Source organism: Mesorhizobium sp. WSM4976, assembly GCF_029625685.1.
In the GTDB taxonomy this organism is placed as follows: Bacteria; Pseudomonadota; Alphaproteobacteria; order Rhizobiales; family Rhizobiaceae; genus Mesorhizobium.
On the sequence record NZ_JARTVT010000016.1, the window covers coordinates 16,636 to 40,526 of the forward strand.

Here is a 23,891-nt window from a genome sequence, read left to right on the forward strand (position 1 = left end):
CCCCAAATATCTCTAAACCCCAGCCCTCGAAAACGCCCACCCATACCCCGCCAAACGGGGCCGCTAAACCCGCGGTCCCCACCCCACACACACACACCGCCCCCCCCCCCACCGGCACGCGGCGCCGCGCGGCGCCGCTTTTTATTGTGCCATCGGCAACGGGCCTTTCCGCCTTGGGGCACGTTAACGGCGCTTTGCCGCGACAACGGCCTCCACGTTCTGTCGGTGCACGATTTCGTATGGCGCAAAATATTCAACCGCCGTGGTTGAAAACATGCCGGCGCCGAAGGTCTTCAGATCCTGCTTGGCCAGGTCGGGGTCTTGCCGGCAGGCAAGCAGCCTTCGGACATAAGCCTCGGTCGCCGTGATGAAGCTTCTGTCGTAGCCGCCGGCTTCGATTGCCTCGAAGGAACCGTGATTGGGCAGGATCCGATCGAACACCCAACTGGCCATGCGCTCGAGGTCGATCAAGTGTTCCTCCAGATGCTCAGGCTCCGAGACATAAGTGATCGAATCCTCCAGCGTGTCGCCGGCCAGCAGCAAGCCGGCGTCGGGCATCAGCAGAACCGTGCCGTCATGGCTGTGGATTTCGACCTGACGCAGTTCGACGGGGATCGCCCCGACCGTCAGGCTGAGGCTGTCGTCGAACGTCCTGTCGGGCAGCACGAGCGGCCTGATCGGCGGATTGCCACTTTCGATCCCGGCGCGGCCGCGTCCAAGCGCCGATGCCGTGAGGCTGTTGGCGATGATCTCGCAATCCTTGAACACCTCATTGCCGGCGATATGGTCGTCATGCCAATGACTGAGCACAACGCGTATCGAAGTCACGCCCACCTCTTCGAGCGTGCGCCTGATGAAACGGGCATGCGCCAGGGAGATGTGCGTGTCATAGACAAGCGCCTGCGATCCATCGACGATCGCATAGGTGCAGATGCCGAGCGTATACGCCCCGTCGTCGAGCCAGTTCGGTTCGTCCGACCAAATACGAACCCCGTCGACGCGGCCGTCGTAGAAGCCCAACACATTTGGCGCTGGATGAACCAGCCGCATTGTTGAGCCGAGAGGCGGCCTGGTCATCGGCTTGCCCCCGACAGCAAGTTCAGGCCAGCAACTGGCCGAGGCGATCGATCTCCTCGGTCGTGGTCGCGAAGCTGGCGACGAAGCGGTGGATCGCCTCGTTGTCGCCGAGGTGGCCGTCGAATCCTGAAGGCACGCCCCATTCGTAGAATTTGGCGCCGGCCGCCTGCAGCTTCCCGGCGGTCTCGCGGTTGAGTATGGCGAATACCTCATTGGCCTGCGGCAGCCAGGCGAGCCTGCCTGCCGGTGCGTCCTCGATCGTCTCCGCCAGATGCGCGGCCATTTGATTGGCGCGACCGGCCATCCTCAGCCACAGATCGTCGGTGAAATAGGCTTCGAACTGGGCTGAGATGAACCGCGCCTTGGAGAAGGTCTGCCCGGCGCGCTGGCGCTGCAGGCGCAGGTCCTTGCCGACATCCGGATTGAGGATCACCACCGCGTCTGCCATCCAGCAGCCGTTCTTGGTAGCGCCGAAGGAGATGAGGTCGACGCCGCTCTTCCAGGTCATTTCGGCCGGGCTGACGCCCGTCGCCGCAATCGCATTGGCAAAGCGCGCGCCGTCCATGTGCAGTGGCAGCTTGTGGCGGCGGCTGATCTCGGCGATCGCTTTGACGTCGTCGACGCTGTAGACCGTGCCGACCTCTGTCGCTTGGGTGATGGTGACCGCCATCGGCTGACCGGCGGGAGCAAGATCCTGCGAATAGCGCCTGATAGCCCGGTCGAGCGCCTCGGGATCGATGCGCCCCAACGGCCCCGGGATCGGCGCCATGCGCGCGCCGCCGGTATAGAAACCCATCGCGCCGAACTCGTCGACATTCATATGCGCTTCGGAATGGCAAAGCGCGATGCCGCCGACACGGTTCACCGCGGCCATCGAAAGCGCGTTGGCCGCGGTGCCGGTCGCGACGAAGAAGACCTGCACCTCCCGCTCGAAAAGCTCGTTGAAGCGGCGATAGACGGCCCGGTCCAAATCGCCGTCGCCATAAGCGGTCGCGACGCCGTCGGCGTGGCGCGCCAGGTTGGCCGAAATGTCGGGATGGACGCCCGCCCAGTTGTCGGAAGCAAAGAACATCGAGAGGTCCGTTCGTGATTGGCAAAAGCGGCGGGACTTGACCGCTTCGGCGGGAGAAGCGCAAGGGCCAACCGCCGGCAAAGCGGTGAAGCCAGCGAGTCGTCTCGAAAGACCTGGACCAAAGCTTGCGTTTGCAGGGCTCGTCACGAAATTTTGTGTCGCGGCATACCTCAAGTTTTTTGTGAATCGGTCTTGTATAGGCTCTTGATTTCTGCCATAAAAAATTTAGGACAGTAGTGCTGTCTTATTTTGTCGCGCAAAACAGGCTGGACTGGCGTATCATAGCTGCCATTCCGGCCATTGTCGTGAGCGGCGGGTAGACGGCCTGGCTCTGGCCTGTACGATACCGGATGCGAACCGGGCGTATAGCCGTATGGTTCGATGGATTTCGCGAGACGTGCAGCAAGGATCAAGGGGAAGCCCTCTCGCTTCCCAAGGCAAGCCAGCGCCCTGAGACAATCAGGGCCAAGGTGAAGAACGGAGGACAGGACGATGACGGAACTGACGCCATCTGCGATCAACGGCCAGGCCGCGCAGACGAAAGCGGCAGCCGTTAAAAATACCGTCCGGACGCAAGCCCTCCGAACTTCCGGCGGTCCGGCCGCCCAGGGCCTCTATGATCCGCGCAACGAGCATGACGCCTGCGGCGTCGGCTTCATCGCCAACATGAAGGGCGTGAAGTCGCACGGGATCGTCGAGGACGGTCTGGCGATGCTGGAAAACCTCACCCATCGCGGCGCCGTCGGCGCCGATCCGCTGGTCGGCGACGGTGCCGGCGTGCTCGTGCAGATCCCGGATGCTTTCTTCCGTGAGGAAATGACGGCCAAGGGCATCGAACTGCCGCCGGCCGGCCAGTATGGCGTCGGCCATTGGTTCATGCCGCAGGACGCGGCGCTTCGCGCCCATATAGAAGAGATCATCGCTGAATCGGCGCAGTCGGAAGGGCTGCCGCTAATCGGCTTCCGCGACGTGCCGGTCGACAATTCGTCATTGTCGAAGGCGCCGGATATTGTGGCCTCGGAGCCGTTCCACCGGCAGGTGTTCATCGGCCGCACGGCCGACATCCCGGATGACGAGGAATATGAGGCGCGGCTCTATTTGCTGCGCAAGGTGATTTCGGGCCGCATCTATGCCGAGAACGACAATAAGGACATCGGCGCCTATTGCGTGTCGCTGTCGGCGCGCACCGTCGTCTACAAGGGCATGTTCCTGGCCTACCAGGTCGGCGCCTATTACAAGGACCTCAAGGATCCGCGCTTCGAAACGGCGCTGATCCTGGTCCACCAGCGCTTCTCGACCAACACCTTCCCGTCGTGGAAGCTGGCGCATCCCTACCGCATGGTCGCGCATAATGGCGAGATCAACACGGTGCGCGGCAACAACAACTGGATGGCGGCGCGTCAGGCCTCGGTCGATTCCGAGCTGTTCGGCAACAACATCTCGAAGCTGTGGCCGATCTCCTATGAGGGACAGTCGGACACGGCGTGCTTCGACAACGCGCTCGAGTTCCTGTTCCAGGGCGGCTATTCGCTCACCCACGCCATGATGATGCTGATCCCGGAAGCCTGGGCCGGCAACAAGCTCATGGACGCCGACCGTAAGGCTTTCTACGAGTACCATGCAGCGTTGATGGAGCCGTGGGACGGGCCGGCGGCGGTGGTGTTCACCGACGGCCGCCAGATCGGCGCCACGCTCGACCGCAACGGCCTGCGCCCGGCTCGCTACATCGTCACCGACGACGACCGCGTCATCATGGCGTCGGAAGCCGGCGCGCTGCCGGTGCCGGAGGAGAAGATCGTGCAGAAGTGGCGGCTGCAGCCCGGCCGCATGCTGCTTATCGATCTCGCCAAGGGCCGCATCGTCTCGGACGAGGAGATCAAGTCGGAGATCGCGACCAGGCATCCCTACAAGACCTGGCTCGCCAACACGCAGCTGATCCTCGAAGAGCTCAAGCCGGTCGAGCCGCGCGCGCTGCGCAAGGATGTCAGCCTGCTCGATCGCCAGCAGTCCTTCGGCTACACGCAGGAAGACACCAAGCTACTAATGGCGCCGATGGCGACCACCGGTCAGGAAGCGGTTGGCTCGATGGGCACCGACACGCCGATCTCGGCGATGTCGGACAAGTCGAAGCTGCTCTACACCTATTTCAAGCAGAACTTCGCCCAGGTCACCAACCCGCCGATCGACCCGATCCGCGAGGAGTTGGTGATGAGCCTGGTGTCCTTCATCGGGCCGCGGCCGAACATCTTCGACCTGGTCGGCACGTCGCGCCGCAAGCGGCTCGAAGTGCGCCAGCCGATCCTGACCAATGGCGATCTCGAGAAGATCCGTTCCATCGGCCACACCGAAGACCGTTTCGACACCAAGACGATCGACATCACCTACGGCTCGAACGAGGGCGCCGCGGGTATGCAAGGCGCCATCGACCGGCTTTGCGAGCGCGCGGAGGCGGCGGTCGCCGGCGGCTACAATATTATCATCCTGTCGGACCGCCAGGTCCAGCCCGACCGCATCGCCATTCCAGCCCTTCTGGCCACGGCGGCGGTGCACCACCACCTGATCCGCAAGGGGTTGCGCACGTCAGTGGGCCTCGTCGTTGAGTCCGGCGAGCCGCGCGAGGTGCATCATTTCTGCTGCCTCGCCGGCTATGGCGCCGAGGCGATCAACCCTTACCTTGCCTTCGACACGCTGCTCGACATGCACAAGCGCGGTGAACTGCCGGCTGAGGTGGACGAATACGAGGTGGTTTCGCGCTATATCAAGTCGATCGGCAAAGGCATCCTCAAGGTGATGTCCAAGATGGGCATCTCGACCTACCAGTCCTATTGCGGCGCGCAGATCTTCGACGCGATCGGGCTGAAGTCAGATTTCGTCGAGAAGTATTTCACCGGCACGGCGACGCTAATCGAAGGTGTCGGACTGGACGAGATTTCGACCGAGACGCTCAGCCGCCACTTGGACGCCTTCGGCAACGACCCAGTGCTGCGCAACACCCTGGAAGTCGGCGGCGAATACATGTTCCGCATGCGCGGCGAGGCGCATATGTGGTCGCCGGATGCGGTCGCTACCTTGCAGCATGCCGTGCGCCAGGGGTCCTGGGACACGTTCAAGGAGTATTCGGCGCAGATCGACAGCGCGACCGCGCGGGCACAAACCATCCGCGGCCTGTTCAAGATCAAGCTGGCCGACGAAACCGGCCGCAAGAAGGTCGCGCTCGAGGACGTCATGCCGGCGGCCGAGATCGTCAAGCGTTTCTCGACCGGGGCGATGTCTTTCGGCTCGATCTCCCGGGAAGCGCACACCACGCTGGCGCGCGCCATGAACCAGATCGGCGGCAAGTCGAACACCGGCGAGGGCGGCGAGGAGGCCGACCGATATCTGCCGCTGCCCGGCGGCGGCAAGAATCCGGAACGCTCGGCGATCAAGCAGGTCGCTTCAGGACGGTTCGGCGTGACGGCGGAGTATCTGGTTAATTCCGACGTCATGCAGATCAAGGTCGCGCAGGGCGCCAAGCCCGGCGAGGGCGGCCAGTTGCCTGGGCATAAGGTCGACGCCACTATCGCAAAGGTCAGGCATTCGACGCCCGGCGTCGGCCTGATCTCGCCGCCGCCGCATCATGACATCTATTCGATCGAGGATCTGGCGCAGCTTATCTACGACCTGAAGAACGTCAATCCGGCGGCCGACGTCTCCGTCAAGCTGGTGTCGGAAGTTGGCGTCGGCACGGTTGCGGCGGGCGTCGCCAAGGCGCGCGCCGACCACATCACCATCTCCGGCTATGACGGCGGCACCGGCGCTTCGCCGCTGACATCGCTCAAGCACGCCGGCAGCCCATGGGAAATGGGCCTTGCCGAGACGCATCAGACGCTGGTGCTCAACGGCCTGCGCAGCAGAGTCGCGCTGCAGGTCGATGGCGGCTTGCGCACCGGCCGCGACGTCATCATCGGTGCGCTGCTCGGCGCCGACGAGTTCGGCTTCTCGACCGCGCCGCTGATCGCGGCGGGCTGCATCATGATGCGGAAGTGTCACCTCAACACTTGCCCAGTCGGCGTGGCGACGCAGGACCCGGTGCTGCGCAAGCGCTTCAAGGGCACGCCCGAGCATGTCATCAACTTCTTCTTCTACGTGGCGGAAGAGGTGCGTGCACTGCTCGCCGAAATGGGCTTCACCAATCTCGACCAGATCATCGGCGACACCGATCTCCTGGAAAAGCGCGACGTGATCCAGCACTGGAAGGCGCGCGGGCTCGACTTCTCCAAGATGTTCTTCAAGCCCGACGCGTCGCATGAGGCGCTGCACTGGACCGAGCGGCAGAGGCATCCGATCGACGACGTGCTCGACCGTAAGCTGATCGAGCTGGCGAAGCCGGCGCTCGAATCCAAGCAGCCCGTCACCATCGAGCTGCCGATCCGCAATGTCGACCGCTCCGCCGGCGCGATGCTGTCGGGCGAAGTCGCCAAGCGCTTCAAGCACAAGGGCCTGCGCGAGGATACCATCCAGGTGAAGCTCACCGGCACGGCCGGCCAATCCTTCGGTGCGTTTCTCGCGCGCGGCGTCTCGTTCGAGCTGGTCGGCGCCGGCAACGACTATGTCGGCAAGGGCCTATCTGGCGGCCGCATCGTCATCCGCCCGCCGGAAGAAGCCAAGATCGTCGCGGCGGAATCGATCATCGTCGGCAACACGGTGCTGTATGGCGCCACCGAGGGCGAGGCCTATTTCGCCGGCGTCGCCGGCGAGCGTTTCGCCGTGCGCAATTCCGGCGTGGCCGCCGTCGTCGAAGGCGTCGGCGACCATGGCTGCGAATACATGACCGGCGGCATCGTCGTCGTGCTCGGCAAGACCGGGCGCAACTTCGCGGCCGGCATGTCGGGCGGCGTCGCCTATGTGCTGGACGAGAAGGGCGATTTCGCCGAACGCTGCAACATGGCGATGGTCGAGCTCGAGCCGGTCCCGGAGGAGGACGACCTGATGGAGAAACTGCTCCATCACGGCGGCGACCTCGACCACAAGGGCCGCGTCGACGTGTCGGGCGACATGACCAGCCATGACGAGGAGAGACTCTACCAGCTGATCTCGAACCACGTGCATTACACCGGCTCGGTGCGCGGCCGCGAGATCCTCGAAAACTGGCAGAACTTCCGGCCGAAATTCCGCAAGATCATGCCGGTGGAGTATCGCCGCGCCCTGATCGAGATGGAACGCATGCGCATGAGCGTGGCGGCCGAATAAGCATCGGGCATGGCCGGAAAGACGACTTCCGGCCGGCATCCTCACCAACAATCCTGACCCCGAGAGCATGGCCCCGAAACGTGGGAACTCGGCGAGGGTCATGCTCCAACAAGGTGCGGTTGCCATGGCGGCCTTATGGGGTTAACGGGTGCGCGATAAAAAGCGTGCCTTCGGACAGCAGGGACTGGACTATGGGCAAGGTAACAGGCTTTCTCGAGATCGACCGGCAGGTGCATAAGTACCAGCCGGCCTCGGACCGCATCCGGCATTTCCGCGAATTCACGCTGCCGATGTCGGACAAGGAGGTCGAGAAACAGGCCGCGCGCTGCATGGATTGCGGCATTCCGTATTGCCACGGACCGACGGGCTGCCCGATCCACAACCAGATCCCGGACTGGAACGACCTCGTCTACAATGGCGACTGGGACAGCGCGATCCGCAACCTGCATTCGACCAACAATTTCCCGGAGTTCACCGGCCGCATCTGCCCCGCGCCTTGCGAGGAAGCCTGCACGCTGAACCTCGAGGATATTCCGGTTGCCATCAAGACAGTCGAGCAGGCGATCGCCGACAAGGCTTATGAAACCGGCCACATCCGGCCCTATCCGCCGGAAAGGAAGACCGGCAAGCGTGTCGCCGTCATCGGCTCCGGCCCGGCCGGAATGGCGGCGGCGCAGCAGCTCGGCAGGGCCGGGCATGACGTGCATGTCTATGAGCGCGAAAGCCGCCCCGGCGGCCTCATGCGCTACGGCATCCCCGACTTCAAGATCGAGAAGCACTATATCGACCGGCGCATCGAGCAGATGCAGGGCGAGGGCGTGACCTTCCATTGCGGCGTCAATGTCGGCGTCGACATGAAGGTGGCCGACCTCATCGACGAATTCGATGCGGTGCTCTATTGCGGCGGCTCCGAAACGCCGCGTCCGGCTGGCATTCCGGGCAATGATCTCAGCGGCGTCTACGATGCCATGCCCTATCTGGTGCAGCAGAACCGCCGCGTCGGGGGCGAGCCGATCCAGTCTGTGGCTTGGCCTTCGCACCCGATCATCGCCGGCGGGCAGCATGTCGTGGTGGTCGGCGGCGGCGATACCGCGTCAGACTGCATCGGCACCGCCTTCCGCCAGGGTGCGGTGCGCGTCACGCAGCTCGACATCCGGCCGCAGCCGCCGGAGAAGGAAGACAAGCTCTCCGTATGGCCCTACTGGGCGACCAAGATGCGCACGTCCTCCTCGCAAGCCGAGGGCGCCGAGCGCGAATTCCAGGTGGCGACGCTCGAATTCATCGGCGAGGACGGCCAGTTGACCGGCGTGCGCTGCTGCGAGGTCGATGACAAGCGCAAGCCGATCCCCGGCACAGAGTTCGTCATCCGCGCCGACCTCGCCTTCATCGCCATCGGCTTTGCCGGGCCAGCGGGCGACAGCCTGATGAAGGAGCTGGACGGCAAGATCAAGGTCGTCACCGACAGCCGCCGCTCCCGGAATGTCGAGGCCAATGATCGCGATTACAGGACCAGCGTCGACAAGCTCTATGCCGCGGGCGACGTGCGCCGAGGCCAGTCGCTGGTGGTCTGGGCGATCCGCGAGGGCCGTCAGGCGGCGCGCTCGATCGACGAGGCGCTGATGGGATCGACGGTTCTGCCGCGCTAGAGCGTTTCACCGTTTCATAGAAGCGGGCGAACCGCTCTATCTCTTTGTTTTGACGCAATTCCTGACGGATAACCGCTCACACTTTTCCTGGAATTGCTCTAACGGCTGACGCCCGTCGTCGTGTCGGGTTGAGCGGCGGCGGTCGGCTTCGGCGGCCAGGAAAAATCGTCGGCGCGGCCGGGCGAGGCCGTAGGAGCCTTTCCTTCCAGGATCAGCTTTTCGCCGGGCAGGTTCGGGTCGGCCCTGGCCGGTTGCGTTGCGCCGAGCAGTTCGGTGCCGCCATCGAGAGATGGATCGCCGAGCAACATCGGTGCGGTGCGGTCGACGATGACGGGGGCGGCGGCCGGCTTGGTCGCCTCGACCGGAGCGCCCGCCGGCGCCGATACGGTCGTGACGCTTCCCGGCGCCGCCAGCCCGAGGATCTTTGCCAACGGCTTTTCCGTATAGAAGGCGAGCTTGCGCTTGCCAGCCTTGGTGACGTTGATGCCGTCGTCGGAACGCAGGCGCACCGGCTGGCCGTTGATGTCGGGGCCGGAGGTGACGAACGCGCCGTTCTCGTCGACGAACCCGTCCCAGACATCGACGAACTCGCCTCCATGATTTTGGGCGGCGGAGTGATAGATGTCGTTGAAAGCAAGCATGTCGGAGTTCATCTTCGACACACCGAAAGCCGGCATGCCGACCCACAGGAACGGCACCTTGGTCTCCTGAAGGGCCCTGCCGAGCGCATCGGTGCGGCGTTCATACTCCTTGGTCCAGTTCTCCGAGCGCGGCTGCTCGCGCACATCGCCGACCTTCATCTGCTGCCGGTCGTTAGAGCCCAGCATGACGATCACGGCGGCCGGTTTCTCAGTCTCGATCAGCGTCTTGATCTCAACCGGCCAGTTGTAGACGTCGTCGCGCACGAAGCCGGAGGAACCGTTGCTGCGAGCGACTATCCTGACGGCGGGATTGTCGGCAAAAGCGGCGTCCAGGCCTTCGGCCAGTCCGCCTGCCAGGAAATCGCCGACCACCAGGACGACGCGGGCGTCATTCGTCTTCTCGACGATCGGCGTCTCGGGCTGCGCCGGCGGGCGCGGCTTGGATTTCTTCTTCGGCTTTGGCCTTGGCTGGACTTCGACGGGTGGCTCGATGCGTTCGCTGCGGCGGGGGAACAGAAGGTCGCGCAGCGACCAGCCGCGGCTTTCCTCCTGCGCGAACGCAGGAGCGTGAAAGGCGCCTGCCGCGGTGACGACAAGCACGGCGAGGGCGAGAATCAGGATCGGCGCCCGGCGAATGCCCTGCCTGATGCGCGCGACCGAAACCAAACACGTCTCCATCCCTTGGCGCGCGGCACACGGCCGCGCACAGGTGCGAAGCGCTACAGCATCCTTGCCGTCTTTGAAAGGATGGCTGGCGCTTACGCCGGCTCTACTGCTTGCGGAGCCATTTGAGCACTTCCAGGCTCGGATAGCCATCCTGGGTCAGGCCAACCTTTGCCTGATAGGCCATGATGGCGGCCTTCGAGCCGTCACCGATCTTGCCGTCGAACTTGCCGTCATAATAGCCATGCTCGGAAAGACGTTTCTGCAGCTCCTGCCGCTCCTCGAAGGTGAGCTTGGTGAAGGGGCGCTGCCAGTCCTGCACCAGGCCGGTGCCGCCTGCGATCTCGTCGGCGAGAAGCCCGACGGCCAAAGCGTATTTGTCGGCATTGTTGTAGGCCTTGATGACCGAGAAGTTCCTGATCATCAGGAAGGCTGGGCCGCCCCGGCCGTCCGGCACCTTCAACGTCGCCTTGTCGGTCAGATTCCTGAACGGCTTGCCGCTGGCCCTGACGACGCCGAGCGCCTGCCACTGGGCGATCGTCTTTGCGCCGCCGGGCAGCTTGCCGGCCGGTATGGTGACCTCATAGCCCCAGGTCTTGCCGGCCTGCCAGCCATTCTTCATGAGCAGATTGGCGGAGGTCGCCAGCGCATCGGGGATCGAGTTCCAGATATCGCGCCTGCCGTTGCCGTCCATGTCGACCGCAAAGCGCTGATAGCTGGTCGGGATGAACTGGGTCTGGCCCATCGCGCCGGCCCAGGAGCCCATCAGATGGCTCTCGTCGATGTCGCCGGTCTGCAGGATCTTCAGCGCCGCGATCAACTGGGTGCGGGCATATTTCGCGCGCTTCGCGTCGCCATAGGCAAGCGTCGCCAGCGAGCGGACGACGTTGCGCATGATGTCGTCGCGCTTGAGGATCTCGCCATAGTTCGATTCCATCGACCAGATCGCCAGCAGGATGTTGCGATCGACGCCGAACCGCGCCTCGATGCGATCCAGCCACGGCTTCCATTTCCTCGCCATCGCGCGGCCATTGGCGACCGACTGGTCATGCACGCGGTTGTCGAAATAGTCCCAGGCGGGAGCGGTGAATTCCGGTTGGGTGCGGGCCTTTTCCAGCACGACCGGATCGGGCTCGATGCCTCTCATGGCCTGATCGTAGACAGCGCCCGAAACGCCGCCTGCCACTGCGGTGGCGCGGAAGCCGGCGACCCACTGGCGGAACCCGGCATCGGCGAAAGCGGGTCCGGCGGGCATCAGCAGCGCCAGCGTGACGCCGGCGGCGGTCGCCAATGCCGTCAGGCGCTTCGCGGTGTTGCGAACGGACATCATTTCCTCCTTCGTCAAATCAGGAAGGATCATTCAACGCCGAACTGGGTTAGTATTTAGTTTACCATAGGTGTCGCCGGGAACGAAAAGAGGTGTCGCGGCTTTTAGCTGTCACATTCAACCTCGCCGTTCGGTATTCCAACATTCCGGCGTGAAAATGATTTCGTCGTGAAAATGTTCGGGGGGATTGCGGAGCGTGCCGCCGAGCGGATAATTGGCCAAAAAGCAGGGGTGTCAGCATGAAGCGCGTTCGCAAGGCAGTTTTCCCGGTCGCCGGCCTCGGCACGCGGTTCCTCCCGGCCACCAAGGCCATCCCCAAGGAAATGCTGACCGTTGTCGACAGGCCGGTCATCCAATATGTGGTCGACGAGGCGCGCGAGGCCGGCATCGAGCATTTCATCTTCGTGACCGGGCGCAACAAGGCGGTCATCGAGGACCATTTCGACGTCCAATTCGAGCTCTACGACACGCTCGCCCAGCGCGGCAAGGACGACCAACTCGCCCGCCTGCAGCGGCTGCAGCCGGCGCCGGGACAGACGAGCTTCACGCGCCAGCAGGTGCCTATGGGCCTCGGCCACGCCGTCTGGTGCGCTCGCGAGCTGGTCGGCGACGAGCCCTTCGCGCTGCTTCTGCCGGACATGATCATGCAGTCGGAAAAGAGCTGCTTGAAGGGTATGGTCGAGCTTTACGACGAGACCGGCAACAACATCATCGCCGTGCAGGAATGCGACCCCCTCGAAGCGCATAAATACGGCATTGTCGGCCGCGGCGAGGACACGCATAACGGCTTCCGCATCACCGGCATGGTGGAGAAGCCGAAGCAGGGCACAGCGCCCTCCAATCTTTACATCAACGGCCGCTACATCCTGCAGCCGGAAATCTTCGGCATCCTGGAAAGCCAGGAACGCGGCGCCGGCAACGAGATCCAGCTGACCGACGCGATGCTGAAGCTGGAGAAACAGCAGCCCTTCTACGGCTATCACTACAAGGGCCGCACTTTCGACTGCGGCTCGCCGGAGGGTTTCGTCGAGGCCAACGTCGCCTTCGCGCTGTGGCGCAGCGACATGAACGCAAGCATGGCCGGCGTCATCCGCACGCTGCTCGACGAGGTGCGGCCGGTGGAGCGCCGCGGCGCGGCGTTCTAGCCTAAGCCGATATTCAGGTGAGGCCGGGCCGCGAACGGCAGGTTCCCGCGCTTCCCGTGCTCACGTACCTTGAGCAGCTCTTCAGCGCTGGACCTTCAGGCCGAGATAGACGCTGTTGGCCGTGTAGTCGCGTCCAGGCAGGTTGCTGGTCAGTTTCTCCGTCCGCACCCTCGTGGTGAGGCCGGTATAGCGGTTCAGCCACCAGGTCAGCCCGGCCTCGGCGCTCAGGATCAGGTCGTGGCCGTCGGAGCCGGTATAGTCGCGCCAATCGAGGCCAAGTGCCGAGTTCGCGGTCAGGTTGGCGCGGATTTGCCGCTCGCCCGTCAGCCGGCCCGAATAAAGGATATCGCCGCTCTGACCCGCCGTCGTGGTGGTCTCGACATTGGTCTTGCCGGTGAGCCCGATGATGGTGCCGCGTTCTGGCGACCACTTGAGATCGGCATTGATGGATGGCCCGGCGATTGCCGGAAGGCGGCTGTCGTCGAGCGCCTCACGCAACCAGCCGACAGAGAATTCGCCCGACAGCTTCTCGCCCATGTCGAGCTCGACGCCGGCGCGCGCGCCAAGCCGCTTCGAGGAACGCTCAAAGCCATCTGTGTCGAGGCGCTGATCATAGACCCTGCGGCCGAGCTCGACTTCCGTGAAAGGCGTCAGTGCCGGCGAGACCTCATAGCCCGTGCGCAACGTGGCGGTGTAGAGCGTGTTGTTGCGATCCTTCTGCGATATGCTGGTGCCGTCGGTGAGTTCGGCGTCGCCATAGAAATCATGCGAGACTGCGCCGGTCAGCGCGTAACGCATCTTGCCGACACTCTTTTCGAGACCGAGGCTGCCGTCCAGGGTCTGGCGCAGCGGCTGTTGATTGACGCCGGCGATCGCGTCGGGCGAGGAAGCGGATTCCGGTGCCGCCTCGTAGCCTAGCTTGGCGATGGCGCGCAGCTCGTTGTCGAGATCGACATTGAGCTGACCGTCGATGCGGCCCTGCGCATCGTTGATCTTCTCGCCTGAGACCGTGTTGCGGAACAGGCCGTGGCCGGTGATCAGAGCCGAATTCTCGCGCCAGTCGGAGGTCGCCGTGAACCGCAGCGACGTCTCGGACAGAACGGCGGATTTGCCGGTGCTGCTGGAATCAGCATTGGACGTCGCGGTGAAGCCTTGCTCGAGCGTCGGCCGGAAGACAAAGGTGCCGATCCCGACGCCGGGAGCGGCGAAGGGATCGTCCTCCGGCTTGACCTTCTGGCCGTCGATCGATCCGGTGCGCTCCTGGCTTGGGTCGAGCTTCCGCTTGTCGACGCTGTCGATGGTGACGGCGCGGCGGTTGCTGCCGTCGTCGTCGGTCGGCGCAGCATCGGTCTGGTCACCGGTGACGGCGATTCCGGCGGTGGTGGTGCTATCGGTAGACGCGCCCGCTTTCTTCTTGGTCTTCTTCTTGTCGGCGGTCTTGGTGTTCGCCTTTGTGTCGGCCTTGGAGTCGTGAGCGCGTTGAGCCGCCGTCGATGGCCGGCGCGGTTTTGCCGGCTTCGTCGTATCGGCCAATGGATCGTCCGTTGTCTGCGGCTGATCGAAGATGCCGTTCGACGCGCCCGCCGTCTGGCGGTCATCGGGAACCGCGCCGAGGCTTGCCGGCTGATAGGTCGTCGGTGCCGTGTCCTGGGCGGCCGCGGCGGATGCGTTCTGATCCTGCGATCCTTGCGCCCGCAATTGCCTGGCTTTGCGGTGCTGGTCGGCGAGTATGGCCGAGTCGGAAACGTCGCCGCGCAGCTCGGTCTCCTGCGAAAATGCCGGCGCCGGACGCAGCAAGGCTAACGCGCTCGCCGTCAGTAGCAGTGCTGCGACGGCAATGCCCCTCCGACCGATTTTCGTTTCAGGCTGGCCCCCGGACATCGTCACCACTGCTTGCGCGGCGCGGTCGCGCCATACTTACCGAACCGTAAATGCGGATGGTTAACGGAGGGTTGAGAGAGCCGCCTCTGAGCCCCTCCATTCCGAGGCTCAAGGCAATTCTGTTGGACAGGAGCGCGCCAAAGCGCTAATCGCTTCGCCCATGCATGCGGGGTCCCCAGAAAGAAAGCGGCCGGACAGTCAGGCTGCGATCGAATCGGCGCTGAGAACAGTGTCGACGGAGCAGGCCGGCATGGCGGCCCTGGCCGCCGGGCTAGCAAACGGACTGGCCGAGCCCTTCGCGGCGGCCATCGACCTGATTTCACGGATCGACGGCCGCGTTATCGTCACCGGCGTCGGCAAGAGCGGCCATATCGGTTCCAAGATCGCCGCCACGCTGGCCTCGACAGGCACGCCAGCCTTTTTCGTCCATCCGGCCGAGGCCAATCACGGCGATCTCGGCATGATCGCTCGGGACGACGCCATCATTGCCATGTCCTGGTCGGGCGAGAGCAAGGAATTGATGGGCATCGTCGCCTATTCCAGGCGCTTTTCCATCCCGCTGATCGCCATCACGTCGGGCGAGAGCTCTGCGCTGGCGCGGGCCGCCGATGTCGTGCTGTTGCTGCCGCCCGTACCCGAGGCCTGTCCGCATGGGTTGGCGCCCACAACCTCCGCCCTGCTGCAACTCGTCATGGGCGATGCCTTGGCGATCGCGCTGCTCGAGGCGCGCGGCTTCACCCCGGACCATTTCCGTACCTTCCATCCGGGCGGCCAGCTCGGCGCCAATCTGACTCAGTTGCGCGAGATCATGCATGTCGGCGAAAGACTGCCGCTGGTGCCGTCGGGAACCGGCATGCGCGAAGCGATCCTGGAATTGTCGCGCAAGGGCTTCGGCTGCGTGGCGATCACCGCCCCCGACGGCGCGCTGGCCGGCATCATCACCGACGGAGACATCCGCCGCCACATCGCCAGCGACCTGCTTTCCATGAACGTCGATCAGGTGATGACGAAGAAGCCGAAGACCGCAAGCCCCGACACGCTGGTAGCGACGGCGTTGCAGACGATCAACACCTCCGCCATCACCAGCCTGATGGTGATCGAGGGCAAACGGCCGGTTGGTCTGGTGCATCTGCACGATCTGCTGCGCATAGGCGCCGCCTAAACAAACTCAGATCGCCTCGACGATCAGCTCCAGATCGGTGTCCGCCGCCCCGGTCACCCGTACCTGCGTGCCGACCGGCAGGTCGGGGCCGGAGACGCGCCACAGCGTGTCGCCGAGCCGGATGCGGCCGCGGCCGTTCTTGATCGGCTCCGTCAATGTCGCTGTCTTGCCGACCATCTGCGCGCCGCGGCGGTTGAGCAGAGGCTGGTCGACGCTGCCTTGGCGCGACACCGCTATCTGCCTGCCGACATAGGCCGAGACCACCGCCAGCATGAGGAAAGCCAGCACCTGCACCTGCCAGGTCCAGAAGGCCGCGTGCCAGATTGCCAGCGACACCGCCCCGATGATGAGGGCCGCAATGCCGATCCACAGCATGAACACGCCGGGCGCCACGACTTCCATCACCAGAAGCACGATGCCGAGAACCATCCAGTTCCACGGACCGAGTTCCGAAACGATGCGGTCGATCATTGATGTTCTCCTACCCCAGACGGCGTCACATCAGTTGTCGCTGGGCTTGACGACTGGCGGGCGGGATGCCTGCCGCTGCGTGCCGGAAGAGCCGTCGCCCTTGAAAACTTCGCGGGCGATCTCGCCGATGCCGCCCAGCGTGCCGATGAGGGATGACGCCTCAAGCGGCATCAGCACGATCTTGTTGTTGGGCGCAGAGCCGATCTTGGACAGCGCCTCGGTGTATTTCTGGGCGACGAAGTAATTGAGCGCCTGCACGTCGCCCTTGGCGATGGCTTCCGACACGACCTGGGTCGCCTTGGCTTCGGCTTCCGCCGAGCGCTCGCGCGCTTCAGCATCACGGAAGGCGGCTTCCCGCCGACCCTCGGCCTCGAGGATCTGCGATTGCTTCAAGCCCTCGGCGGCGAGGATCTGGGCGCGCTTGTTGCGCTCGGCCGTCATTTGGCGGCCCATCGATTCAATAAGATTGGCCGGTGGGTTGATGTCCTTGATCTCGACGCGTGTGATCTTGATGCCCCAGGGGTGCGCCGCCTCGTCGACGACGCGCAGCAGGCGCTCGTTGATGGCGTCGCGATTGGAAAGCAATTCGTCGAGATCCATCGAGCCCATGACGGTACGGATGTTGGTCATGGTGAGGTTGAGGATGGCGTTCTGCAGGCCTGAGACCTGGTAGGCTGCCTGTGCGGCGTTGAGGATCTGAAAGAAGGCGATGCCGTCGACGCCGACGATGGCGTTATCGCGCGTGATGATCTCCTGCGTCGGGACATCGAGCACCTGTTCCATCATGTTCATCTTGGCACCGATGCGCTCGAAGATGGGGTTGATGATGTTGAGGCCGGGGGTCAGTGTCTTGGTGTAACGGCCGAAGCGCTCCACCGTGTAATTGTAACCTTGCGGCACCGTCCTTATGCCCTTGAAAAGCAGAATGATGACCAGGAAAACAAGAACAATGATGGCAATATCGAAACCGCTAAAGCCCATTTCGTTTCTCCCTCAAAGGCGGCGACCTCACGGAATCACTTAAGTGTGTTTCCGTAACGTTACAATCGGGTGATCGCCAGAGCGGATGATTTCAGGCCGGATCGACCTGAGATCATCCGCTCTAGGTCAATAGGGGGGAGCATGATGTCGTCCGAAAACCGCTCACACTTTCCGGCATCATGCATTGATATTGGTTAGCGGCGAGTTTTGCGCAGCAGCTTCAAAGCCTGTCGGTGAAGCCGGTCACACCCAGCCGGAAAGCTCGCGCCGGACCAGCGCCTCGATGACCGCCATGCCCTCGGCGCTGTCGTTGAGGCAGGGGATATGGGCGAAGTTCTTGCCGCCGGCGTGATGGAAGGTTTCGGCCGCTTCGCGGCCGATCTCGTCCAGCGTCTCAATGCAGTCGACGGAAAAGCCCGGATTGACGACGGCGATGGATTTCACCCCGTCCTTCGCCAGCTTCTCGACCGTGACATCGGTATAGGGCTGCAGCCATTCCTGAGCGCCGAAGCGCGACTGGAAGGTGGTGATGAGCTTGTTCTCGTCCCAGCCAAGCCTTGCCCGCAGCAGCCTGGTCGTCTTCAGGCAATGGCAATGGTAGGGGTCACCCTTCTCGAAGTAAGGTTTCGGGATGCCGTGGTAGGATGCGATAACGACCTCCGGCTTGAAGTCCAAGGTCGCAAGATGCCGCTCGATCGAATGAGCGAGAGCCTCGATGTAGACCGGTTCATCGTAATAGGGCGGCACGCTGCGGATCGCCGGCGCGTTTCTGATCTTCATCAGCGCGCGGAACAGCTGGTCGTTGGCGGTCGCCGTGGTCGTTGCCGAATACTGCGGATATACCGGGAAGGACAGGATGCGGTCGCAACCCTGCTCGACCAGCTTTTGCGCGACACTTGCCGTTGAAGGATTGCCGTAGCGCATCGCCCAATCGACCACGACGTTCGATTGATCGGCGAGGGCAACGGCGAGCTTCTCTGCCTGGGAACGGGTGAAGGTGCGCAGTGGCGACTCGTTCTTCTCCCGGTTCCAGATCCTGGCATAGTTGGCGCCGGACTTTTTCGGCCGGGTGGTCAGAACGAGGCCGTAAAGGATCGGGTACCAGATGGCCTTGTTGAGCTCGATGACGCGCGGGTCGGAGAGGAATTCCCTAAGGTACCGCCACATCGGCGCGAATTCGATTCCGTCGGGTGTGCCGAGATTGATCAGCATGACGCCGATCTTACCCTGCTTCACCGCCGGGTGGCCGGCAGGCAGCAGACCAGCGGTCCTCGCAGTGTTGACATTGGTGGGGGTGGCAAGCGTCATCAACGGTCTCCGATAGCGGCGCGGAAACTAGCGATGCCCTGCCGGTTTTCAATGCCGCGTCTGGCCGCACCTTATCGTGTTTGGCACCGGAAACGGAACACCGCCCGTCTCCGGGCGATGTCATGAATTCCGGGTGTCCGCTTACTTCGCAGCCGGCGGAATGGTCAGCGTCGCGCCCAGCGGCAGGCGGCGGGGCTTGTAATCCTTGTTGGCCTCGGAGATGAGCTTCCACTTGGTAGCGTCGCCATAGGCTTTCCTGGCCAGGTCCCAATAAGTATCGCCGGCAGCGACGGTGTGGCTGGTTTCTGCCGGCTTGACTTCAGCAGGTTTGGCCGGCTCGGCGGCGGGAGCAGGGGTCGCCGGTGCGGTCTCGGCCGGCTTTGCTGCCTCGGCCGCAGGCGCCTGGGTGGCGGCCGGAGCGGTCTCGGCAGGCTTTGCCGGTTCCGCGGGCTTGGCCGGCTCGGCCGCCGCCGTCGTTGCCGCAATCTCGGTGATGCGGCCGTCGAGCTTCGGCGTGTAGGGCCGATGAGCGCCGAGATAGTCGGCCACCACCTGCTCCAGGCCGGGACCATAATCATAGGCGTCCGTGGCCTTCTCGGCGAAGACCTTGTACCCGTCGCCGCCCTGGCGGACATAGTTGTTGGTGGCGACCAGATACTGCTTGTCGGGATTGATCGGCGTCCAGGCGCCGTTCTCCATCACTTCGACCGATTTGACGCGGCCGGCATTGGGCGCGACCGACTTGTCGAAGGAATATTTCAGCCCGGCGACCTGCGGGAAGCGGCCGGCACCGTCCTCGACCTGGCTGAGGCCGCTTTCGAGGCCCGCGACCAGGTCCTTGCCCAAAATCTTGAAGGTGGCCAGCGTGTTCTGGAACGGCAGCACGGTCAGCACCTCGCCCATGGTCACCGTGCCCTGGTCGATCGACGCACGCAGGCCGCCGCCATTGGAGATGACGATTTCGACGCCCTGGCCCTTGGTGCGGTCTAGGATGGCGTCGGAGACGAGATTGCCCATCTCGCATTCGCGCGCGCGGCAATTCTCGCGGCTGCCGTCGATCGCCTTGGTGGTCTCGGCCACTTCCTTGTTCTTCAGCGCCTCGATTGGCGCGCCGAGTTCCTTGATGCGGGCAAGAACAGCGGGATCGGGCGTGATCGACTTGTCGAGAAAGATCGGGGCGCCGCTGGCTTCCTTGACGTTGCCGTTGTCGTCGAAAACGACCTTGAACTCGCCGAGATATTTCGAATAGGACGCCGCTTGCACTACCGGCACCTTGGAGCCGTCCGGATTATCGACCATGGTCGGGTAGGGGCCTTCGGCCTTCGGGTCGGTGTTGGACAGAAGCGTGTGGCTGTGGCCGCCGACCACCACGTCGATACCCGGGATCTTGGCGATCACGTCGCGTTCGCGCCTGTAGCCGATGTGGGTGACGGCGATAATCTTGTTGATGCCTTGCGCCTTGAGCTTCTCGACTTCGGCCGTGATCGATTTGACATCGTCGGCAATGGCGATGTTCGGACCGGGCGAGGCGAGTTCCGGCGTGTCGTTGGTGACGGCGCCGATGATGCCGATCTTCTGGCCGCCGACCTCGACAATGATCGAAGGCTTGAACTTGCCGGCGGCGCCGGACTTGTCGTTGGGCACGACATTGGCGCTGACGACCGGGAACTTAGCTTTGTCGAGGAAAGGCACAAGCGCTGTCTCGCCATCGTCGAATTCGTGGTTGCCGAGCGTTACCGCGTCGGGCTTGATCTGGTTGAGGAACTCCTCTTCCACTGCGCCCTTGTAGGTGGTGTAGAACAGCGAGCCCTGGAAACTGTCGCCGGCATTGAGCAAGAGCACGTTCTGCCCTTCGAGCTTCTTGCGCTCCTCAGCGATCGCGGTGATCAGCCGGCCGGCGCCGCCGATGCATTCGCCCTTGGTCTCCTCTTCGGCGGAACAGGTCGACTCGTATTTGTTGTTGCCTTCGATACGGCTGTGCCAGTCGTTGAAATGCAGAATGTTCAATGTATAGTCGGCAAAGGACACGCCGGCCGACAGGCCAAGCGTCGAAGCGGACAGGGCTAGGATGGCGGCAATCTTCTTCATCTTCGTCTCCCGGATAAGCTGACTTCGACGGTGCTTAACGCATTCGCTTGACCGGAAAATAACAGTCAGCGTCGGATCATGTTCACATCGGGTCCTGACCGATGCAAGCACAAATGGGGGAGATATTTGCCGGCACAAAAAAGGACGGCGGTTCGCGCCGCCGTCCTTTTGGATGGATGTCTGCGAGCCTCAGGCTCGACGCGTCAGCACGAAATTCTGGCCGCTGGCGCTAGTGCAGTTGAGCTGGCTGATCGAGACCATCAGGCAGTTGAAGCTGACTGGCGTCTGGCGGATCAGCGAGGTGCCGTGGATCTCGACCGAGGTCGGTCCAGTCATGGTGTAGCTGCCTTCCGATAGCTTCTGGCCGGTGTCGGTGGCAACAGTGGTGAAGTTGCCGGCCGCGAAGGTCGACAGGCCAGTGCCCTTGGCGTCGATCCAGTTGCCTTCGACGCCCTTCGGTGCGGCCGCGGCCGGTGGTCCCGACGGACCGGTGGTGGTGCAGGCGGCGGCCGCCAGAAGGCTTGCCGCGGCGCCCGCCGAAAGCAGTTTGCGCGCAATAGTCATATGTAGGTCCTCTCCTCGGTCCGCATCTTCTCAATCGCCCGATTTCCGGGCGATTGCAAGGTGGAGGCGGCGGTAGGCCTGACCGCTATCGGACCAGGATGTTGCGGAACTGCCACGGGTCGTCCTTGTCCAGGTCCTCGGGGAAGAGGCCCGGGCGATTGTCCAGAGGAGTCCAGTCGGTATAGTAGCCCCTGACTGGCCCGAGATAAGGCGACTGCACCTCGAGGCAGCGCCGGTAATCCATCTCGTCGGCTTCCACGATGCCAGCGGCCGGATTCTCGAGGGCCCAGACCATGCCGGCGAGCACCGCCGAGGTCACCTGCAGGCCCGTTGCGTTCTGGTAGGGGGCGAGCTTGCGCGCCTCGGCGAGCGACAGCTGCGAGCCGTACCAGTAGGCGTTCTTGTCGTGGCCGTAGAGCAGCACGCCGAGCTCGTCGATGCCGTCGACCAGTTCGTTCTCGTCGAGCACGTGGTGAACCGGCTGCGGCTTGCCGGCGGCGCCGAACATCTCGTCGAGCGACAGCATGGCGTCGTTGCAGGGATGGTAGGCGTAATGGCAGGTGGGGCGGTATTGGACCTTGCCCTTCTTCGAGCGCACGGTGAAGAAGTCGGCGATCGAGATCGACTCGTTATGCGTCACCAGGAGGCCGTATTGCGCGCCCGGCGTCGGGCACCAACTGCGCACGCGCGTGTTGGCGCCGGGCTGTTCCAGATAGATCGCCGCCTTGGAGCCGTGCTTGTGCCTCTTGCCGTTCTTCGGCATCCAGGTTTCATGCGTGCCCCAGCCGAGCTCGGCCGGCTGCAGGCCTTCCGAGATGAAGCCTTCGACCGACCAGGTGTTCCAGAACACGTTCATCGGCTTCGGCTTCTTGGTGCGCTGGGTGTCGCGCTCGGCGATGTGGATGCCCTTGACGCCGGCCTTCTTCATCAGCCTGGCCCAACCCTCGCGGTCTTCCTGCGCGGGCTCGGAAAACTCGAGCCCGAGGTCGGTGGCGAGGTTGACCAGCGCCTTCTTGACGAACCACGAGACCATGCCGGGATTGGCACCGCAGGTGGAGACCGCAGTCGGGCCGCCAGGCTTGTCCTGCTTTTCCTTGATCATCGCCTCGCGCAGCGCGTAGTTGGTGCGGCTGGCATTGTCGGCCTCGGCGTTGAAATAGAAGCCCAGCCACGGCTCCACGACGGTGTCGATGTAAAGCACGCCAAGCTTGCGGCACAATTTCATCAGGTCCACCGAGCCGGTGTCGACCGACAGGTTGACGCAAAAGCCCTGGCCGCCGCCATTAGTCAGAAGCGGCGTGAGCAGCTTCTTGTAATTCTTCTCAGTCACAGCGTCCTGCATGAAGGTGATGCCGCGCTCGTCGAGCAGCTTGCGGTCGGTGTCGAGAGGGTCGATGACCGTCATGCGCGACTTGTCGAACTTGAAATGGCGTTCGATCAGCGGCAGCGTTCCCCGCCCGATCGAGCCGAAGCCGATCATCACGACGGGACCGGTGATTTCACCGTAAACGGGCCAGTTTTCATTCGCCATTTTTTCGCACACTCCTTCAAACACGCGCAAAACCGGGCGCCTTTGGCCCGACGGCCAAGCGCTACACCACAGATCATTGTCATAAACCAGCGAAAAGCGCCAACCGCCGGCCCAGCCGTTCTGGGCGTGTGGTTAAGCCGATCCGGCCATGCGGCCGAGGAATGCAACCAGCCGGTCGCGGTCGGCGGTCAGGCCCTTGTAGTCGAGCTGTTGCTGGTCGAGGGCCAGGAGTTGCTCCGCGAAGGAGGCCGCCAGTGTTGCCCGGTCCGGATGGCCGGCGAGCACCTTAAGCGGGTCGAGATGGATGCGGATGGTGAAGAGGATGTCGCGCGAGGCGGGGAGCTTGCGCAACGTCTGGCGTTCGACGCGGATAAAGGCATGGGCGTTGACGTCGCCGTCCGGAAAGCGGCTCGGGCGGTTCGTGGCGCGGTCGATGCGCTCGACATTGGAAAGCGGATGATAGAGCGCATCATTGGCCTGGATCGACCAGTTGAAGCGCTCGACCGCCTGGCCTTGCAGCCCGTCGAACATGCGGTTGATGAGCTCGGCCGGCCGCGTGCCAGGTCCGAATCCAGGCACGGGTTCGTGGATCTCCTGCAGCGGCTTGCCGAATTTTTCCTGCAGCGACCAGGATGAAGGAAAGCATAGCGAGCCGGCGGCGAGCCGCCAGCCGCGCTCGTCGCGGCGCATCAGGATCAGGTCCTCTTGAACAAGCAGCGAGGCCTTTGCCAGCGGCGCCTCGCGTAAGACAGGAGGCAGTCTGTCGGCTGTCCCCTCGAACCCGACCGGCTCGACATCGGCTCCGTTGCGGCGGTGCGTGGCGGGATGCGCAGCCTCGAGATGCGCAACGAGCAGGTCGAGCACTTCGCGCTGAGCGTCACGGGTGCCGGCTTCCTCGACAAAGACCTTTTCCGGGATTTCCGCGTAGAGCCGCTGCTTTTCGACCAGATGGGGCAGCAGGAACTCGTCGACCTCGATCCAGCGGTCGAAATCGAGCGGCTTCAACCCAATGGTGAACAGCCTCGAGGACCCGTCATAGGGCGTATGGGTCGGTTGGCGGACAGTCATGCCTGTTGGGTTGTTATCCAGTTTTGCCTCCAGCCCG

General features: G+C 63.5%; 16 protein-coding genes. 4 read left to right on the top strand and 12 right to left on the bottom strand.

Features of this window, described 5'->3' with window-relative positions; genetic code table 11:
• Positions 1 to 183: 183 nt before the first annotated feature.
• The gene (locus P9272_RS19850; protein WP_128256082.1) at positions 184 to 1,077 is read right to left on the bottom strand and encodes an MBL fold metallo-hydrolase; all 894 of its coding nucleotides are present in this window, start codon (positions 1,075 to 1,077) and stop codon (positions 184 to 186) included.
• 22 nt (positions 1,078 to 1,099) lie between these two features.
• Entirely contained in the window at positions 1,100 to 2,149 is a 1,050-nt protein-coding gene (locus P9272_RS19855) for a low specificity L-threonine aldolase (protein ID WP_278161855.1), read from the bottom strand.
• Between the two features lie 492 nt (positions 2,150 to 2,641).
• On the opposite strand from P9272_RS19855, the gene gltB reads away from it, so the two are divergent.
• On the top strand, positions 2,642 to 7,378 hold the full coding sequence (gltB, locus tag P9272_RS19860) for a glutamate synthase large subunit (RefSeq protein ID WP_278161856.1): 4,737 nt from the start codon (positions 2,642 to 2,644) through the stop codon (positions 7,376 to 7,378).
• 191 nt (positions 7,379 to 7,569) lie between these two features.
• Positions 7,570 to 9,024, top strand: a complete 1,455-nt coding sequence (locus P9272_RS19865; protein WP_128256079.1) for a glutamate synthase subunit beta — start codon at positions 7,570 to 7,572, stop codon at positions 9,022 to 9,024.
• 98 nt (positions 9,025 to 9,122) lie between these two features.
• Here the strand turns inward: P9272_RS19865 and P9272_RS19870 are convergent, their stop codons facing one another.
• Both P9272_RS19870 and P9272_RS19875 read right to left on the bottom strand, forming a co-directional pair.
• Positions 9,123 to 10,331, bottom strand: a complete 1,209-nt coding sequence (locus P9272_RS19870) for a DUF459 domain-containing protein (RefSeq protein ID WP_278161857.1) — start codon at positions 10,329 to 10,331, stop codon at positions 9,123 to 9,125.
• A 103-nt stretch (positions 10,332 to 10,434) separates the two neighbouring features.
• Entirely contained in the window at positions 10,435 to 11,655 is a 1,221-nt protein-coding gene (locus tag P9272_RS19875) for a lytic murein transglycosylase (RefSeq protein WP_128256077.1), read from the bottom strand.
• A gap of 239 nt (positions 11,656 to 11,894) precedes the next feature.
• Between P9272_RS19875 and galU the strand changes: the two genes are divergently transcribed.
• Positions 11,895 to 12,800, top strand: a complete 906-nt coding sequence (gene galU / locus P9272_RS19880; protein WP_128256076.1) for a UTP--glucose-1-phosphate uridylyltransferase GalU — start codon at positions 11,895 to 11,897, stop codon at positions 12,798 to 12,800.
• Between the two features lie 81 nt (positions 12,801 to 12,881).
• Here galU and P9272_RS19885 read toward each other — a convergent pair whose 3' ends face one another.
• Positions 12,882 to 14,681, bottom strand: coding sequence for an outer membrane beta-barrel protein (locus P9272_RS19885; RefSeq protein WP_278161858.1), 1,800 nt, complete (start codon positions 14,679 to 14,681; stop codon positions 12,882 to 12,884).
• 160 nt (positions 14,682 to 14,841) lie between these two features.
• On the opposite strand from P9272_RS19885, the gene P9272_RS19890 reads away from it, so the two are divergent.
• Entirely contained in the window at positions 14,842 to 15,843 is a 1,002-nt protein-coding gene (locus P9272_RS19890; RefSeq protein ID WP_128256074.1) for a KpsF/GutQ family sugar-phosphate isomerase, read from the top strand.
• Between the two features lie 6 nt (positions 15,844 to 15,849).
• On the opposite strand, the gene P9272_RS19895 is transcribed toward P9272_RS19890, so the two are convergent.
• The 7 genes from P9272_RS19895 to P9272_RS19925 form a co-directional block, all read right to left on the bottom strand.
• Entirely contained in the window at positions 15,850 to 16,314 is a 465-nt protein-coding gene (locus P9272_RS19895) for an NfeD family protein (RefSeq protein ID WP_278161859.1), read from the bottom strand.
• A gap of 30 nt (positions 16,315 to 16,344) precedes the next feature.
• Entirely contained in the window at positions 16,345 to 17,295 is a 951-nt protein-coding gene (locus P9272_RS19900; protein WP_128256072.1) for an SPFH domain-containing protein, read from the bottom strand.
• A 243-nt stretch (positions 17,296 to 17,538) separates the two neighbouring features.
• On the bottom strand, positions 17,539 to 18,603 hold the full coding sequence (hemH, locus tag P9272_RS19905) for a ferrochelatase (protein WP_278161860.1): 1,065 nt from the start codon (positions 18,601 to 18,603) through the stop codon (positions 17,539 to 17,541).
• Between the two features lie 141 nt (positions 18,604 to 18,744).
• Positions 18,745 to 20,691 (bottom strand): 5'-nucleotidase C-terminal domain-containing protein, encoded by a 1,947-nt coding sequence (locus P9272_RS19910; RefSeq protein ID WP_278161861.1) that lies wholly within the window; start codon positions 20,689 to 20,691, stop codon positions 18,745 to 18,747.
• Positions 20,692 to 20,880: 189 nt separating this feature from the next.
• Positions 20,881 to 21,255, bottom strand: coding sequence for a hypothetical protein (locus P9272_RS19915; protein ID WP_278161862.1), 375 nt, complete (start codon positions 21,253 to 21,255; stop codon positions 20,881 to 20,883).
• Positions 21,256 to 21,340: 85 nt separating this feature from the next.
• Entirely contained in the window at positions 21,341 to 22,786 is a 1,446-nt protein-coding gene (locus P9272_RS19920; protein ID WP_128256068.1) for a homospermidine synthase, read from the bottom strand.
• A 132-nt stretch (positions 22,787 to 22,918) separates the two neighbouring features.
• Positions 22,919 to 23,854 carry a DUF3445 domain-containing protein gene (locus P9272_RS19925; protein ID WP_278161863.1) on the bottom strand — a complete coding sequence of 312 codons (936 nt, stop codon included), beginning with the start codon at positions 23,852 to 23,854 and terminating at the stop codon, positions 22,919 to 22,921.
• Positions 23,855 to 23,891 lie beyond the last annotated feature (37 nt).

Bases quoted from the DNA above. Each gene is read 5' to 3' on its own strand.
- P9272_RS19850 (WP_128256082.1), bottom strand. From the start codon at position 1,077: ATGACCAGGCCGCCTCTCGGCTCAACAATGCGGCTGGTTCATCCAGCG.
- P9272_RS19855 (WP_278161855.1), bottom strand. From the start codon at position 2,149: ATGTTCTTTGCTTCCGACAACTGGGCGGGCGTCCATCCCGACATTTCG.
- gltB (WP_278161856.1), top strand. From the start codon at position 2,642: ATGACGGAACTGACGCCATCTGCGATCAACGGCCAGGCCGCGCAGACG.
- P9272_RS19865 (WP_128256079.1), top strand. From the start codon at position 7,570: ATGGGCAAGGTAACAGGCTTTCTCGAGATCGACCGGCAGGTGCATAAG.
- P9272_RS19875 (WP_128256077.1), bottom strand. From the start codon at position 11,655: ATGTCCGTTCGCAACACCGCGAAGCGCCTGACGGCATTGGCGACCGCC.
- galU (WP_128256076.1), top strand. From the start codon at position 11,895: ATGAAGCGCGTTCGCAAGGCAGTTTTCCCGGTCGCCGGCCTCGGCACG.
- P9272_RS19885 (WP_278161858.1), bottom strand. From the start codon at position 14,681: ATGTCCGGGGGCCAGCCTGAAACGAAAATCGGTCGGAGGGGCATTGCC.
- P9272_RS19890 (WP_128256074.1), top strand. From the start codon at position 14,842: ATGCATGCGGGGTCCCCAGAAAGAAAGCGGCCGGACAGTCAGGCTGCG.
- P9272_RS19895 (WP_278161859.1), bottom strand. From the start codon at position 16,314: ATGATCGACCGCATCGTTTCGGAACTCGGTCCGTGGAACTGGATGGTT.
- P9272_RS19900 (WP_128256072.1), bottom strand. From the start codon at position 17,295: ATGGGCTTTAGCGGTTTCGATATTGCCATCATTGTTCTTGTTTTCCTG.
- hemH (WP_278161860.1), bottom strand. From the start codon at position 18,603: ATGACGCTTGCCACCCCCACCAATGTCAACACTGCGAGGACCGCTGGT.
- P9272_RS19910 (WP_278161861.1), bottom strand. From the start codon at position 20,691: ATGAAGAAGATTGCCGCCATCCTAGCCCTGTCCGCTTCGACGCTTGGC.
- P9272_RS19915 (WP_278161862.1), bottom strand. From the start codon at position 21,255: ATGACTATTGCGCGCAAACTGCTTTCGGCGGGCGCCGCGGCAAGCCTT.
- P9272_RS19920 (WP_128256068.1), bottom strand. From the start codon at position 22,786: ATGGCGAATGAAAACTGGCCCGTTTACGGTGAAATCACCGGTCCCGTC.
- P9272_RS19925 (WP_278161863.1), bottom strand. From the start codon at position 23,854: ATGACTGTCCGCCAACCGACCCATACGCCCTATGACGGGTCCTCGAGG.